Source organism: Mycoplasma sp. 2575, assembly GCF_053851635.1.
This window is the reverse complement of sequence record NZ_JBSQBB010000005.1, coordinates 38,135-54,924: the sequence shown is the minus strand read 5'-3', so window position 1 is coordinate 54,924 and position 16,790 is coordinate 38,135. Positions and strand designations below refer to the sequence as shown.

Annotated in this window: 17 protein-coding genes; all 17 read right to left on the bottom strand. The window is 29.0% G+C overall.

Annotation, left to right across the window (positions count from 1 at the left end):
* Positions 1–136 precede the first annotated feature (136 nt).
* The 17 genes from dnaK to ACWXVU_RS01425 all read right to left on the bottom strand — a co-directional run bounded on the left by dnaK (position 137) and on the right by ACWXVU_RS01425 (position 16,776).
* The gene (gene dnaK, locus ACWXVU_RS01505; protein WP_438340381.1) at positions 137–1,936 is read right to left on the bottom strand and encodes a molecular chaperone DnaK; all 1,800 of its coding nucleotides are present in this window, start codon (positions 1,934–1,936) and stop codon (positions 137–139) included.
* A 213-nt stretch (positions 1,937–2,149) separates the two neighbouring features.
* Positions 2,150–3,253: a nicotinate-nucleotide adenylyltransferase gene (locus ACWXVU_RS01500; protein WP_456012022.1), complete on the bottom strand. Its 1,104-nt coding sequence runs from the start codon at positions 3,251–3,253 to the stop codon at positions 2,150–2,152.
* Positions 3,254–4,501, bottom strand: coding sequence for a Y-family DNA polymerase (locus tag ACWXVU_RS01495; RefSeq protein ID WP_455993822.1), 1,248 nt, complete (start codon positions 4,499–4,501; stop codon positions 3,254–3,256). It lies immediately after the preceding gene.
* Complete coding sequence (locus ACWXVU_RS01490; RefSeq protein WP_456012021.1) at positions 4,494–4,934, bottom strand: iron-sulfur cluster assembly scaffold protein; 441 nt, start codon at positions 4,932–4,934, stop codon at positions 4,494–4,496. The genes ACWXVU_RS01495 and ACWXVU_RS01490 overlap by 8 nt, the downstream gene beginning before the upstream one ends.
* Positions 4,906–6,081 carry an aminotransferase class V-fold PLP-dependent enzyme gene (locus ACWXVU_RS01485; RefSeq protein WP_456012020.1) on the bottom strand — a complete coding sequence of 392 codons (1,176 nt, stop codon included), beginning with the start codon at positions 6,079–6,081 and terminating at the stop codon, positions 4,906–4,908. Before ACWXVU_RS01485 ends, ACWXVU_RS01490 begins: the two co-directional genes overlap by 29 nt.
* On the bottom strand, positions 6,074–6,820 hold the full coding sequence (locus tag ACWXVU_RS01480; protein ID WP_438340386.1) for an SAM-dependent methyltransferase: 747 nt from the start codon (positions 6,818–6,820) through the stop codon (positions 6,074–6,076). Before ACWXVU_RS01480 ends, ACWXVU_RS01485 begins: the two co-directional genes overlap by 8 nt.
* Before the next feature lies 1 nt (position 6,821).
* A complete protein-coding gene (locus ACWXVU_RS01475; RefSeq protein WP_438340387.1) occupies positions 6,822–7,253 on the bottom strand; it encodes a transcription antitermination factor NusB in 432 nt (143 codons plus the stop codon).
* Positions 7,253–8,059 carry a YmdB family metallophosphoesterase gene (locus ACWXVU_RS01470; protein WP_438340388.1) on the bottom strand — a complete coding sequence of 269 codons (807 nt, stop codon included), beginning with the start codon at positions 8,057–8,059 and terminating at the stop codon, positions 7,253–7,255. The genes ACWXVU_RS01475 and ACWXVU_RS01470 overlap by 1 nt, the downstream gene beginning before the upstream one ends.
* Positions 8,060–8,134: 75 nt before the next feature.
* A complete protein-coding gene (gene recA / locus ACWXVU_RS01465) occupies positions 8,135–9,133 on the bottom strand; it encodes a recombinase RecA (protein WP_456012019.1) in 999 nt (332 codons plus the stop codon).
* Between the two features lie 96 nt (positions 9,134–9,229).
* The gene (locus ACWXVU_RS01460; protein ID WP_456012018.1) at positions 9,230–11,407 is read right to left on the bottom strand and encodes a phenylalanine--tRNA ligase subunit beta; all 2,178 of its coding nucleotides are present in this window, start codon (positions 11,405–11,407) and stop codon (positions 9,230–9,232) included.
* Between the two features lie 20 nt (positions 11,408–11,427).
* Positions 11,428–12,366, bottom strand: a complete 939-nt coding sequence (pheS, locus tag ACWXVU_RS01455) for a phenylalanine--tRNA ligase subunit alpha (protein WP_438340391.1) — start codon at positions 12,364–12,366, stop codon at positions 11,428–11,430.
* The gene (locus ACWXVU_RS01450) at positions 12,359–13,573 is read right to left on the bottom strand and encodes an AAA family ATPase (protein WP_438340392.1); all 1,215 of its coding nucleotides are present in this window, start codon (positions 13,571–13,573) and stop codon (positions 12,359–12,361) included. Before ACWXVU_RS01450 ends, pheS begins: the two co-directional genes overlap by 8 nt.
* Positions 13,574–13,701: 128 nt before the next feature.
* Positions 13,702–14,016: a 30S ribosomal protein S18 gene (rpsR, locus tag ACWXVU_RS01445; protein WP_438340393.1), complete on the bottom strand. Its 315-nt coding sequence runs from the start codon at positions 14,014–14,016 to the stop codon at positions 13,702–13,704.
* A gap of 16 nt (positions 14,017–14,032) precedes the next feature.
* Positions 14,033–14,497: a single-stranded DNA-binding protein gene (locus ACWXVU_RS01440; RefSeq protein ID WP_438340394.1), complete on the bottom strand. Its 465-nt coding sequence runs from the start codon at positions 14,495–14,497 to the stop codon at positions 14,033–14,035.
* Between the two features lie 29 nt (positions 14,498–14,526).
* Positions 14,527–14,955, bottom strand: coding sequence for a 30S ribosomal protein S6 (gene rpsF, locus ACWXVU_RS01435; RefSeq protein WP_438340395.1), 429 nt, complete (start codon positions 14,953–14,955; stop codon positions 14,527–14,529).
* Between the two features lie 164 nt (positions 14,956–15,119).
* Positions 15,120–15,818, bottom strand: a complete 699-nt coding sequence (locus ACWXVU_RS01430) for a ribonuclease HIII (RefSeq protein ID WP_455966127.1) — start codon at positions 15,816–15,818, stop codon at positions 15,120–15,122.
* 1 nt (position 15,819) lies between these two features.
* A complete protein-coding gene (locus tag ACWXVU_RS01425; protein ID WP_438340397.1) occupies positions 15,820–16,776 on the bottom strand; it encodes an HAD-IIB family hydrolase in 957 nt (318 codons plus the stop codon).
* Positions 16,777–16,790: the final 14 nt, after the last annotated feature.

The following is a 16,790-nucleotide window of genomic DNA, read 5'->3' as shown; positions in this document are numbered from 1 at the left end:
ATTTATAATATATAATTATATATTAAATTAGCAATAATACATATTTTTTATAATTATAATTATATTTTTAATGCAATTTTTTAAACAAAAATGTGAAATAAAAACCACTAATAAGTGGTTTTTAATATATTATAAATTAGTTCATTTCAGTATTATTCTCATCTGTTTGTGGGGTCGTATTTTGTTGTTGTTGCTGTTGTTGCTTCTTTATGAACTCCATAGCTTGAGACATTTTTTGTTCAAAATCATTTATTTTCTTTTCTAATTCATCATAATTTTTATCATTCAATTCTTTTTGGATATCTTCCTTAACCTTTTTAATTTCAGAAAGTTGTGATTCCTCTATTTTTTTAGCTTCTTCTGATTCAAGAGTTTTGTCAATTTGATGAATTAATTGTTCTGCTCTAACAGTCAATTCAATTTCGCGACGTTTTTTCTGATCAGCTTCTCTATTAAGTTCGGCTTCTTGAACCATTTTTTCAACATCTTCCTTCGATAATGAAGATGTATTTTGAATAGTAATGCTTTGTTCTTGATTTGTCTTTTTATCTTTGGCTGTAACCTTGGTAATACCATTAACATCAATTGAAAAACTTACTTCAATTTGTGGTACTCCTCTTGGTGCAGGGCTTATTCCGCTAAGATCAAATCTTCCCAAAAATTTATTATCTTGTGCCATTTGTCTTTCACCTTGTGTAACAACGATCGATACAGAGGTTTGATTATCTGCGGCAGTTGAAAAGATTTGACTTCTTGTTACAGGAATAGTAGTATTTCTTGGGATTAAAGGTGCGACAATATCTCCCTCAACAACAATACCTAGGGTCAACGGAGTAACATCAAGCAATAGAACATCTTGAATATCGCCAGCAAGAACTGCACCCTGAATAGCGGCGCCAACACTAACTACCTCATCAGGATTAATTGAATTATTTGGTTTTTTGCCAGTAATATCAGAAACTATTTTTTGAACAGCTGGCATTCTTGTTGAACCACCGACCAATAAAACTTCGGTAATATCATTTCAATTTAATTTTGCTTCATTTAATGCATCAAGCAATGGCTTTTTAGTTTTTTCTAATAAGTCCGAAGTCATTGCCTCAAATTCTGATCTTTTTAGCTCTAATTCAACATTAATTGGACCATTTTCATTCATAGCTAAAAATGGAAGTGAAATGTTTGCAACCAATGATTCTGAAAGTGAAATTTTTGCTCTTTCTGCTTCTTCTTTCAATCTAGCCATTGCCATCTTATCATTTCTAGCATCATATTTATACTTATTGCTTATTTCTTTAATTAGTCAATCAACAATTTTGTGGTCTCAATCGTCACCACCTAAATGATTATCGCCAGAGGTTGATAACACTTCAAATGTTCCATTTTCCATTTCAAGAATAGAAACGTCAAAAGTACCGCCCCCAAGGTCAAATACTAATATTTTGTGATTTTCATCTTTTGACTTATCTAACCCAAATGCTAATGCTGCTGCAGTTGGTTCATTGATAATTCTAACAACATCTAGACCTGCAATAATACCGGCATTTTTAGTTGCTTCACGTTGCGCATTATCAAAATACGCTGGAACTGTAATAACTGCTTTTTTAACTGCGCTCCCAATTTTCTTTTGCGCATACTCTTTCATATATGAAAGAATTAAGGCACTAATTTCCTCAGGTTTATAATCTTTTTGATTTGCTTTAACAGTTTTTGAACCACCCATTAATCTTTTAATTGAGGCAATACTATCTGGATTTGTCTCTAATTGTCTTTTTGCACTCTCACCAATTATTGTTTCGCCGTTTTTAAAGGCAACAACAGATGGGGTAGTTCTCTTACCATTTGGATTTTCTAAAACCTTAGGAGTTCCGTTTTCAACAATCGAAACCACAGAGTTAGTTGTACCAAGGTCAATTCCTAAAATAACTTCTTTTGTCATATTCTTTATCTCCTTTTTTTAAATTTAAGATTAAGATTTTTTACATATTTAAATCATCTTTCAATAATTTATAAAATAATTGTACCATATTTTTTAGCACTTTAATAAAATGAGTGCTAATTTTTATTTTTATTATTAAATTTCATTGATTAGCGAATTATTGCTAATTGATTTGTTATCTCCAAAAACCTTGGATATATAAAAAATGAGGTTTTAATTTTCACCTCATTTTTTATATATTTCTTTTTGCTCCTCACTGAAGCAATGGCCTCTAACATCAGATTCATATTTTGCACACCTTGAAACAATATATGAAAATGCTTTATCAAAATTTTGAAAGCTTAGTTGTCTTATTTTTTCTATTCCTTCTCATCTACGACCTTGACTTATCTTATCAGCAACATAAAGAATCTTATCAAGCAACGATAATTCTATATCTAATGAAGTATGCTTTTTAATTGCTGAGAGAACTTCCGGATTATTATATTTATAAACATCTCTTAACCAAAAAAAGGCTGTGGTTTGATGCAATTTATATGGCTCCAAATTTGTTCGACTAAACCCGTATTTTTCCAAAAAATCATATGCATCTTGTTCATTCCAATTCTTGGTTATATCATGAGCATAACCCGCTTGGTAAGCATTTTTTATTTTATAATTATTTAATTTTGCAAGCTTTACAGCAAATTCTGCCGTCCATTTTAAGTGAAAATATCTAAATTGCTTTTCTTTATCTTTAATATCAAAGATTAGATTTTTAGCAATTTCCTCAAAATATAAAAAATTTTCACCGATGTATTTTTGTACTCTATCTTCTACTTGCGAAAAATCACCTTTTCTATATTTTGTTGAAGAAAAATTATAAATAGTATTGTTCAAAATTCTTACATTAAATTTCTTCGCATTAACTTTTGAAAACTTATTACCGCGGTTAAATGCACAAATTTTTACTTTATTAGCAATCTCATCAATTTTTTTTCATTTATTTAACATGGGTACATTATCAGTACCAATAAATAAATAAAGTTCATCATTAGGGAATTTGCTTCTAAAATAATTTATTGTATCAATTGTGTATGAATTACCTTTTCTATTGGTTTCAAACTCAGACAAAAACATTTTATCTTCCAAGACCATATTGATCATATTAATGCGATGGTTATTAGCAACATACTCACTACTATTCTTAAAGGGGTTTTTATTAGTGGGCACAAAATATAACCTATCTAATGAAAGCTCATTTATTGCGAATTTTGCTAAGCTAATATGGCCTTTATGAATTGGATTAAAACTACCACCATATATTCCTATTTTCATTTAATCCTCCAAACTAATTCTCTTGTTTTTTGTCTTTGAATTCTTTCTTAGAAATTTTATATTGTCTGTATTGATATTTTTTTCCATGCTATATTGATATAAAGTTTTTAATAAATTATTACCATTTATAAAATTTTGTTCATTAATTATTTTTTCAACCATATTTTTTGAATCGCTAGAAAGTATATCAAATGAAGAATCAGAATTAAAAATTGTCCTTAAATTACCTATACTTACCCCCAAACCACGAAGTGGCTCTTCATCTCACAAAGAATCAAAAATCAATTCAACATTTTTTCATATCAAATCAAAGTTGCTAGTTCAAGTTGAAATACTTTTGTTTTTTGAAATCCATATCTTATTTTGACGTCTTAGCATAACAGAAACTTGTTTAGCCTCTAAATTTGCGTCACTCGCTCTAAGACATACATTTTGAGTAATTTTCTTTAATTCATTAAGCAAAAAAAGTCTATCACTAGAGTCGTCAGTAATAAATGTTTTGCTATTACTTATACTTTTAGCATCGCTATAAAATATATGATCAATCCCTGTATTAATTCCCTTTAAATTTTCAACAAGTTTAAAATAATTTTTGCCAAAAACGCTTCTTAAAAAAATATCATTATCACAATTTACTAAATCTGCTCAAGTCTTAATGTTATAGCTAATTATTTTTTTCGAATTAGCTTTACCAATACCAAAAATTTTTTCAACACCTAGATCATAAAAATGTTTTTTAATATCTTCCTTTTTTGTTTCCAAAATACCAAATGGTTTTGCCTTGTTTGTAGACATTTTTGCTAAAAATTTTGTATAAGAAATACCTATTGAGCAGGGAATGTCAAATACATTAAGGATATCATTTTGTATTTTTCTAGCAAAATCTATCGCATTGCCATTCTTTTTAATATTATTAGTAACATCTAAGTAACATTCATCAATTGAATAAACTTCCAACATATTAGAGTAGTTTGTTTTTATAAAATTAAAAATTTTTTTAGACATTAAAGAATAAAGTTGATAATGAGGTGAAATAACAATTAAATCCTTAATCTTATCTCTTACTTTAAAAAGGGGATCTCCACTTTTAAAGCCTTGTTTTTTTACTTCATAAGACATAGCAGAAATGATTGCTCTTCTTGAATTCAAAGCAATTACCACTGGTTTGTTTTTTAAATTTTCATTCTTTGATCTCTCGCAACTTACAAAGAATGCATCCATATCAATATGAAATATAACCTTAGCCATTTAATCCTTTTTTAAAAGCGCGATAAACTATTGAGGCACATTCTAAACGATTAAGATGAACCTTAACATTTTCAAATACCAACAATTTACCTAAATCAATATTTATATCTATTTGTTCTTCTCTGTTAATTAATTTAAAGTACTCTTCCAGAATACATAAAATTTCGCTCTTATCTTTATTTAAAACTTGATCAATCATCAATTCCACACTTGAAATAAAGATAGCACATCCGGTTGCATAATACTTTGCATCAATTAATTTATCATTTTCAAATAGTAAATTTAGCTCTATATCATCAATGCAAACTCTTGAATGTTCTTTTATACCATTTCCTCTTGGAATAGATAAACTGTGCTTTGGTTCAGAATAAGAATTAAATATTATTTGTTGTTTTTCTTGGGTACTAAATGATTTCAATAAAATTACCCCCATTTTTTAATTCCTTAATTAATTTATCAATATCCCCTTTATTGTTATACATTGCTAACGATATTCTTACATATGAACTACAATATTTGTTTGTATCTTTAAATTTATAAGCGCAAAAAGCACCAGATCTCACATAAATATTTCTGTTCCCTAGATATGATGCGACATCCTGGGCCGGAACGCCTCTAATATTAAACAAAATTATCGTATCGCCTTTTTTAGAATCGATTAAAACATTAGGCAAAGTTTGCAATTTCTCATAGGCATATATCGCAATTTCTTTCTCATATTTAAATAATTCTGTAGCATTAAAACTTTTAAAAAACTCAATTGCCCTTCCTAATTGGATAATGCCAGCAAAATTTGGTGTGCCAGGTTCTCACTTAGAAGATGAATTTCTCATTACTCAATTATTTGATTCTAAAATATTTTGCACTTGGCCACCACCCCATTTTGAAGGCCGAAGATTTTTTAAAATATTATTTTTTATAGCTAATATTCCAGTCCCAGTTGGACCATATAATTTATTGCCAGAAAATGCAATAACATCGCAATAGCGAAAATCAACGCTACTATGTACAATAGCTTGGGCTGCATCGTTTATTAAAATAATGTTATTTTCTCTACAAAGTGAGTATATTTTCTTAATATCAAGATTTATTTGAAAATTATTTGTTAATTGAGGTAAAACAATAATTCGTGTATTTTTATTAATAGATTTTATAATGTCCTCACCGTCAAAACAATATCTAAATCTTATATTTTTAATGCTAAAATTTTCAAGAAAGGGAACAATTGCAGAAGAATGGTTAAAATAAGTAAATAATATTTCACCACTCTCTACAACCTTTGAAAGCATCTGCGCCACCAAATTTAAACTTTCAGTTGTACCCGAAGTAAAAATTATCTCTTCAGGATCAGCATTAATAAACATAGCAACATCACGTCTAATTCTTTGTAGATCACTGTTTAATTTTATTCCTAGTTTCGAATCAGCAGTACGAGTTGAAATTGAATAATTTTCATAAAATTCCATCCCTTTTTTTATCACTACATCAGGCTTAAATGTTAAGGCAGCGTTATCTAAATAGATAATATTAGGATTATTTTTAAACATAGGAAAAATTTTTTCTCTTTGTTCATTAGTCATTTTTTTTCTCCTGTTTAACAAAAAAAGAAAGATATTCAATATTTTTTGACTTCTCCCCACGGATTGGGCTCTCAATAATGGGCTTTAGTAATATAAAATTATTTTCCCTAGCTATATTAATCACTTTATTAATTATATATTCATGATGTTGTTTAGGAACATATCCACCAGGTTCAACATATTTGCTGCTTGCTTCAAATTGAGGTTTAATTAAAGCAACTAATAAAACACCATTACCAAAGGTCCTATTGCAAACCTCAAAAACATATTTTAAACTTATGAAAGAAACATCGCAAGTCACTAAGTTTATATCCTCACCGAATAAATTATTATTTATTACCTTAAGGTTTGTCTTTTCATATACAACGACCTTATCATTTATTCTTAAAGAAAAAGCTAATTGGTTTGTGCCTGAATCAAGAGCATAAACCTTTCTTGCTTTGTTTTCTAATAATACCTGAACAAATCCACCCGTTGAAGAGCCAATATCTAAACAAACTTTATCCTCCACGTTAATACCATATTCCTTAATTGCTTCTTTCAATTTGTATGCCCCACGTGAAACATAATTATCCTTTTTTTGTTTAATGGTAATAACACAATCATCACTAAATCTTAATGTTGGGTAAAAAACTTTTTCATTATTTACAATTATCCTTCCTTGCATTGCTAAAGAATCGATGGTTTTTTCATCCAATAAAAATTTTTCCTTTATTAACTGTTTCAAGGTTTTTTTCATATTATTTATTAATTATTTGTTTAGAAATTTTATCGAGAATTTTATTAACAAATTTATAATCATTGCCAGGTGAAAAAAGCTTAGTAATATTAACCAATTCATATATCACTACGCTACTATCATTGTAAGTTAGTTCATAAACACCAAATATTAATATTGCTCTAATTAATGGGCTAATTCGCTCTCACTCCCATGTTTCTAGTATAAACTTCTCAATAATTTTTTTTAAGGTTTCATATTTTGACTCTATTATTTGCAACGCTTGTATTTCACAAGGATTTATTTCATTTAGAGGATTATTAACAATAACGCTCGTATCTAAATGCACACTAAATAGTTCTGATTGATAAAGATAAAAAATGATGTTTTTTCGATAATTATACTTTTTAACTAGAAAATTGCCTTTCATGCTTATTTGTTTTTTTTCTTTCATTACTTCTCCAAGAAATTTATTAATTTAATCATTTTTTTATCTTTATTTTTAGTTAGCGTAAAAACTACACCATTAAACTGACACTTATTGTTTGATACTTTAAATGGCAATCTTGCATCATATCTCATTTTTTGATAAACTTCTTCAAAATTAGAACCAATAGCGCAATCCCTTGGGCCGCACATTCCGGCGTCAGTTAAATAATATGTTCCATGTGGAAGAATCTTAGCATCATTTGTTTGAATATGTGTATGGGTACCGATAAGTGCATCAGCTTTTCCATCAACATACAAACCAAAAACAGATTTCTCTGATGTTGTTTCAGCATGAAAATCAACTATATAATAATCAGCTTTATATAAGCTGTATACCTCATCAAACTTATCAAAAAAGTTATTTGCAACCTCTTGTTTCCAAGGTTGCAATAGGGGATTAAAAGTTATCCCCATAAATGATATAACAGCAATTTTATTCCCCTTAACATCAAATAGTCTAATACCTGACCCTGGATAGCCTTGATCTATGTTAACAGGTCTAATTAAATCATTATTATCAATTATATCCATTATTTCATGTTTAGCTCAAACATGGTTACCCAATGTAAAGGCATTAACCCCCGCATTTTTTAATTGAAAGTAATGTTCAGGAATAAAGCCCTTTCTACCAGAAACATTTTCAGATTGTGCTATTACAAAGTCTATATTCTCGTCTTTAATAATTTTGTCTAAATTCTTTATAACAAAATCAATACCTGGGTTTCCAAATATATCACCAAGAAATAAAATGTTTATATTCTCTTTTTTCATAGTTTTAAATTATATATAATTTAACGTTTTTTAGATCAAACAAGTCTTTATAAGTAAACACATTGTTAATAAACATTAGACATTGTTTAATTTTTCAATAACCTGATTATAAATTTCACTATAAAGTTCATTATTTGTTTGTAACAATAGCGATAAATTAACTTGACCTTGGGCAATATTTTGGCCATTATAGTTATATCATGAACCTTTACGAGAAATAATCATAAATTCCTCTGCTAATTGAATAATCTCATTAACCCTAGATACACCTTTTGAAAATACAATTTCAATTTGTGCACTTTTGTATGGTGGGGCTAATTTATTTTTAACAACCTTACATTTAATTTGATTCCCCGTTATATCACCGTTGCTAGTTATATTTTGTGACTTTCTTACCTCAAGCCTAATCGAAGAATAGAACTTAAGCGCCTTACCGCCAGTTGTAGTTTCTGGATTACCAAACAATACTCCAATTTTTTCCCTTATTTGATTAAGAAATATAATCGTTGTTTTATTTTTAGATAATGTACCGGTAATTTTTCTTAATGCTTTCGACATTAATCGAGCTTGAGCACCAATTGTTTGGTCTCGCATTTCGCCATTTAGTTCAACTTCCGGAACTAATGCAGCCACTGAATCAATAACAATCAAATCGACTGCACCGGTTTTGGCTAATCTGTCAGCTATTTCTAATGCCTCTTCACCGGAATTTGGTTGAGCTAGAATTAAATTTTTAATATCGACGCCAAGGTTTTTAGCATATATTGGGTCAATAGAATGTTCAGCATCAATAAAAGCAGCAATACCGCCATTCTTATGAATTTCGGCAATTGCATGTAATGCTAATGTAGTTTTTCCACTGCTTTCAGGACCAAATATCTCAACAATTCTGCCTCTTGGTCATCCACCAATTCCGAGAATATTATCAATGTTTAAAGAACCGGAACTAAAAGTTTCTGGAATTATGTTAGGTTCTTCTCCTAATAACATAATTGATTCCTTACCGAATTCTTTTTCAATTTCCTTCAAAATTTGATCAATATTAACAACCTTTTTTATGTTTGTTTCATTCATATTTTTGCCTCCACTAATATTTTGCAATACTCGCTTTTAAAGTAGGTTATTTTAGGAAAAAATAGCGAAAACAGATGAAAAAAATATAAATTTGAATTATTTAGAAACAGCAAAAACTTGCTCAAGTTTTTTAATTGCTCAATCCTCAATTAAAAAGGAAAATGTAACATTTTTAGTATCATTATTTTTATAAAAAGTATCAATAATTTTGTATGAATAAATGCCCTTTATTGACTTAATTTTTTCAATGATTTTTTCAACAGTTTCGTGTTTATTCAGTTCAAAAGTAATATCCCTTGTTTTTATAGGTTCATGTCGATAATTAATAAAAGTATTAGAATCATTTAATAATTTATCAAGCATTATTTCTGCAAAAATATAATCTGAGTTAATAATTTGGGGATGAATTTTAGCTATATATCCAATCATTTCTGACCCTAGATAAATAACACATGATGCGTTGGGATGAAAAATTGTGCTATGTGTTTTTTTAAACTCTAATTGTTTATTAGTCAATGACATAACATCTTGTTTAATTTCAGCAAATGATTTAATATTTGAACAAAGACCCAAAATATTCATTTTGCGCCCGATCATTCCGATATCAAAATAAGACCCTTTTTTAAAACCTTGTTTCTCATTATGAATAGCCACCTCATTCAAACTATGAATAAATGATAGACGAACCTGCGAGTGATCATAATTTTTTGCATCCACTGCATTCAAAATTTCTCTGATATTAAAAGGATCGAAAATGTTGTCCTCAGGTTTTATTAGTGTATATGTTCTAACATTTGAATAATTTTTATTTGCTAATGTTCTATAGTATTCATAAACGTTGTTAATATCATAATTTAATCTTGTTATTTTAGGTTGTTTTAGTGGAAAATTATCATAACCATAAAATCTAAAGACCTCCTCAACGAAATCTTGCAAAGTATTTAAATCATAGCGATAAGTTGGAAAAACAACAACTGATTCATCATTTTTAAATTTAAAATCAAGTTTAGATATTTTTTTCATTACCTCATTAAACTTTTTAGTTTTATTAATTGAAAACCCTGCATATTTATTCAAATATGATTTATCTATTAAGATGCTCTTCTTATGGGTTTTGGGAACATTGATTTGATGCGAGTAATCAGTTAAATATTGAGCTAAAAAATTATAAGCCAAAATCAAAGAGCCATCCGATATCTCACGACTTGCACGCATTGATGAATTTGTATTTAATTTGATTTGCTTAGCATTTTTTCTAACACTCATAATATTAAACGAAGCAAGTTCAAATATAACTTTTTGAGATTCTTTCTTAAATTGATATTGTTCTAAACCTATAGTAGCAGCAATAGATATAGGCGTTTCATTATTAAATACACAAAGCGCATTTTTTAATTCAACTTCTTTATTACCTAAAATATTTAGCTTACCGCTATAATAATCAACATTAAACACATTTGATTGTAGGTCTTCTTTATTATAAATATGACATGGGACGCCGGCAAATAAAAGCACTAAGTTGGTAAGGTCCACAGCATTATTGAATGTTTTAATGTTATGTCTTCATAATAGCATTTGTTCTTGTAATGAACATCTTAAATTACTATTAGACGCTTCAACCAATGAAAAAGAATGAGTATCATTTAACTTTTTGACCTCAAATGAAGAAATCAAGTTAGGGTTTGCCTTTTTTGGTCATTTTATCTCTGTGTCAAAAAATGCCGCTAATTCTCTAGCCATAACAAGATAACATTGCGCATCAGCACGGTTAGAAAGAATTGAAACTTCAATCATATAATCATCTAAATCAAAATAAGTTATTGGGTCGATATTTAAATCTATTTTATCTAATTGAAATATTTGATTGCCAAATTCCTCTGGAATTACATTCGAATTAAAACCTAATTCATCCAAACTCACAAACATACCTTCCGAAGTAATGCCTTTCATTTTTCTTGGAGCAAAGATAATTTCTTTACTTCTTGAACCAGGAACAAAGGAAAGAACATACTGACCTTTTTTCATATTGGTTGCAGTTGTTTGAATAATAGCTTTATGTCCGTCACTATATTCAACCTCGCACACTGTTAAACGATCGGCTTGAGGATTCTTGTATGTATTTGTAACATGACATATTTTTATACCTTCAACATCACTGAATTTATAATATTGTTCCACTTCAAAACCAATTGAATTTATTGCTTCAACAACATCCTCGATAGTATGAGTTTGTAAATTAGCTAGTCTACATAATGTTTTAAATGAAAAAATCATATTCTTAACTCCTTAAACCTCTATTTAAATTGATTTAAAAATCTTTTATCATTAGTATATAACTCTCGAATGTCTTCAATACCATATTTAATCATTGTAATTCTCTCAATTCCAATGCCAGCTGCAAACCCGTTCATCATATTAGTATAACCAGCAGATTTTAAAACTTTATCATTTAACATGCCTGCCCCCAAAACCTCAATTCATCTATTTTTGAAAAAAATATCAACCTCAACACTAGGTTCTGTAAATGGAAAATATGATGGACGAAGCCTAATTTTTATGTCTTCCTCAAGTACATAAGAAAGCATTTCTTTCAATGTATACATTAATGACGCAAAGGAAACATTACCCACACTCACTAAATCAAGTTGTGTAAATTGGTGAGTATGTGTTTTATCTTCTTCATCATTTCTATAAACCTTACCAATGGCAAACTGTGAAAATTCCTTATTAGCAAATTTCTCAAGTGCACGAGCGCTTATTCCTGTATTATGTGTTCTTAAAAGCTCATTATTATTTAAATATAAGGAATCCTGCATTTCTCGCGCTGGGTGTGATGCAGGAATGTTTAAATTCTCGAAATTATATCTATCATTTTCAATTTCAGAATAACTTAGCTCAATATAACCATTAAATAAAAGCCACTCTCTAAATTTTTGAGAAACAAGATTAACGGGATGAATTGAACCTTCATTTTCAACAGGAGTGGCATAATCCACAAAATCTTTTTCTAGTTGTTTTTGGATTTCTAAATTATTAAGTTTATCCTTTGCTATATCAAAAAAGTCTTCTGCTTGTTTTTTTAATTCTTGAATTTTTTTACCTATTTCTGGTTTTAATTCCTTAGAGGCTGTTTTTAATTGCTCCATTAATTGTTTTAATTCAGGAGAATTATTAAATTGATTTTTAATATTTTTTAAGTCTTCTAAATTATTGATTTTATCCAAATTAAACATTATTGTTCTCCTTTTTTTTAACTATTTCTCAGTATTGTTTAACTTTCTTTTCTCAACCTTGGCCTTGATATTCATATGTCTTTAAATTTATCAATTCATTAGGCAGATATTGTTGCTGGACTCAATGATAAGGATAATCATGAGGATACTTATATTTCTCTTTTTTAAAACTTGCAGACAAATTAAATTCCTTAAGATAGTAAGGAGGCTGATAAATTAAATTACGTTCCAATATTTTTTTAGTTTGTTGTATAGCAAGATATCCTGAGTTTGATTTGGGACTCAAAGAAATATTAAGAATCGCAAAACCAATCGGCAAATAACCTTCTGGTAATCCTAATCGCTCGAAACTTTCAATTGCTGCTAGCGTTTGTGGGCCGACCATTGGATTTGCTAACCCAACATCTTCATAAGCAGCGCATAACATTCGACGAAATAAATCGCTAGTGTCTCCAGTTTTTAAAATTAATAGCCCTCAATACAAAGCAGCATCAGGATCGGAACCTCGCAATGACTTATGAAAAGCACTTAGCAAATCATAATGATTATCGGCATTATTATCACTTGCAAAATTTATTGAGGGGACCAACTCTTTAATTTTTCCCAATGTAATATTATCACTTGTGCTAAGTTTACTTATAAGATCAACAATATTTATGGCTCCTCGAAAATCGCCGTTAGCCTGTGTGGCAATAAAATCTTGTATTTCAACATTTTTTAATCAGTCGAATTGCATTTGTATAGATATCTGTTGTAGTCTTTTTTTAATATCTTGTTGCGTTGGAAAATCCATTTCAATAATATGAGTTCTTGAACGCAATGCTGGTTGTATTTTAAAATAAGGATTTTCAGTAGTTGTGGCATAAATGGTAATAAAACCGTCTTCTAAGTAAGGCAACAAAATATCTTGTTTATCTTTATTCAATCTATGCAGCTCATCAATTATTAAAATGTCGTTATTTTTGATTTTTGTAAGTAAATCATCCTTCTTATCAATAGCAGCATTAAAAAAATCATAATTAACATTCATTTGATTAGCAAGAATTGAAGCTATTGTAGTTTTGCCACAACCTGGTTTACCATAAAAAATAAATGAAGAAAGGTCTTTATTTTTGATTATAGAATTGAAAAGGTTTCTTTTAATTTTTGAACAAACAAAATCATCTAAATTATTAGGGCGCAATTGATTAGATAGGTTTAATTTCATATTACTAATTATAATTGAAATTAAAAAACTATAAGAATATTCTATGATGGTGTTTTAAAAGCAACTCTCATTCAATTTTACCATTAAAAAAGCGCACACTTTCGTGTGCACTTATTTATAAAATAAATTTATTTTGTTTCCTGTGTTGTAGTATCAACCACTGGTTTTGGGGTTGCTTCCTTCTTAACAAATTCTTTTTTAACTGGACCAATATAAGGCAAAATAGCAACTAATCTTGCTCTTTTGATTGCCAATGCTACCGCTCTTTGGTGTTTAGCACATGTTCCAGTTATTCTTGAAGATATAATTCTTCCTTGTAGATTTACTAATTTTGATAATAGTTCTTCATTTTTATAATCAACATAAGCAACAGGTAATTTATTTGAACAAAATTGACATGGACGTTTACGAACGAATAATTTCTTACGAACAATTCTCGCCATTTTTTTTCTCCTTTATTTAAAAGTCTCAACTCAAACCATCTATGGCATCATCAACATCACTTGTATGTTCCGTAGATGCTTGTTCACTAGTTGGAACCTTATTATTTTCTTCATTGGAAATGCTAAACTCTTTAAAATTATTTTTTCTTCTAGCCTCAGTAACTTCTCGCGATTCAAGAGATTGTATTTTATCAGCACTAACAACATAATTATTAATTAATTGCCCATTTTGATCAGTTGTTCTTGTTGATTGGAAAGTTCCCTCAACTAGCATCAACGACCCTTTATCTAAAAATTTATTAATAAATGATGCATTGCTTCTTCACGCTACGCATGGAATAAAATCCGCAACAGGTTCAGAGTTAGGCGTCGAATATGTTCTAGTTACAACGATTGTAAACCTTGAATATTCAACGCTTGAAGCAGTAATCCCCTTATATGGCTTTGAAGCTAGTCTTCCGACTAAAATAACTTTGTTCATAACTTTTGCCTCCAATAAAATAAAATTAACTATTTAGCCACTGGTTGTTGTTTTTTAATGTATGGTCTTCTTTGTTCATTTCTTCTATCATTTGATGTTGCTTCTTTGTTTTCATTTTTATCAAATGATCTTCTATTTTCAAAATTTCTTTTTGTAAATCTTCTTTGTTTTCTTGGCTTCAATCCTTTTTCTGAATTTAAATTAATAATTAATGATCTAATAATTGACTTATCAATATTAAATTTTCTTGTTAATTCTTTTATTAATTCAGGTTGTGCACTTGTTAAAATCAAGAAATATGTTGCACGTGTTAATTTGTTAATTGGATACGCTAATTCAGTTCTCTCTAATCTTTCGAATTTTGTGTTTTTTTCATCTAATACTGAGAATACTAAATCTTTAACACTTTCTTCTGTTGATGTAGGGTTAACTAGAATCATAATTTCATATTTTGACATTATAGTTCTCCTTTTGGACTTTTGGGCCTTTATATTGGCCAAGGAGTCTCACCCTTTTGTTAATAATTTTTTAAAATTAAAATATTTTAACCTAATTATTTTACTAGAAAATATAGGGATTTTTTCAATATATAAATTTTATGGTTAAGTTACACAAAACACAGCTATTTTTCTAGTTCTTCAAGAATTTTCTTTGTTGTTTTAAATTGAAACTTTGCGACGTTATATAACTCAGAAATCCCAAATTTCTTCACAAAACTAACTCCTTGTTTAATAACCAAATCGCTTGCTCCAAGTATAAAATCAAAGCCATCATAATTAGCTTTTTGAGCTTCCATCTTTTTAAGAAGAATATATCTTGCTAAAATGGAAGCGCAAGCCACGGATAAAAATTTATCCTCAGCTTTTGTTTCTTGTACCAAACTAATTCTCTCAAAAATATTCTTCTTGATAAGATTCTTATTATAAAGGGTTGCTATATGCTCATTGAACTTATTCAATGTTGTATATTGGTCAATAACAACTTTTTTATTATTTTTTACAATATTCTGCAATCTATCAATTGAATTCATATGAATAAGAGTTTTAACTGCATTATTATTAATTCCAAACTTAATCAAGTTATTATAACCCTTCTGGCTCATTGTTGTATCTTTAAACAAAACAACATTATTTTTGATAATGTATTCAGCAATCCCCATTATCTTAGAATCACTAAGTTTTTTACTATCCTTAACGCCAAGATTTTTAATTAATTGAATATTTTCTTCCGGAATAAAACAAGCAACTGAAACAATAGGAGCAAAATAATCGCCTACTCCCGTTTCATCAACGCCAATATAATCAGAATCTTTTGTCATCATATTATTTTTCGTCTTTATTATAAAAATTATCGGCTTTTACAGTTTTTAAATTCTTCTTTGATTCATTTTTTAGGTTCTTAGCCATTTCAATATATTTATCTGGATTATCTAAAAATTCATCAATAAAGTATCCAACAGCTCCTTCTTTATTTGTTTGAGGCATCACAACTGTCGAAACCTTCTTAATTGCTTGCTCAGCGTTCGCAGGGCAAACTCCCACATTACCGATTTCATACATGCTCAGATCGTTATATGAATCTCCCATTACAATGGTATCGTCAATATCAATGTTGTAATATCTCATCATTAAAGAAATAACCTTACCTTTATCAACTCCAATAGATGTAATATCAAAAACAGGGCTCAATCCTTCACCTTTTGATCAAGATGAAAATTCACCAAGATCTCCATATCTTCTTTTTAAATATGTTAGCAAATCAAGAACATCAGTTGTAGGTTGACAATCAAAAACTATTCCTGTTGGTTTTAAGGGTAATTTTTCCAAATTTATTGATTCGCGGAATTTTGTAGCTTGATTAAAACCAAAGACCTTCTCCAGGTTCGGATCTCTATGCATTAATTGAACTCAGTCCGGCCCTTCAATAGCATAATTTGAAATTTCTTTTTTAACTTTTTGATCACCTAAAATGTATAAAACCTCATTCAAATCAAGATATGTTATTGTTGGTATAAAGAATGGATCTGCAGGATTATGTATATGAGCTCCATTATAATTACCCACAATAGCGTTTAATCCAAGTTTTTGATAAACCGGCATTGTGCTTCTTCATGGTCTACCAGTTATGATAGATACAATATGTCCTTCCTTAATAGCTCTCTTGATTGCTTCTTCTGTTTTAGGGTGAATAGTTCCAGCACCAGAATCTGCTAACAATGTACCATCAAGATCAAGAGCAAATAAAAATCTTCTATTATTTGATTCTTTATTAAAAGCCATTTTTTTCCTTTCTT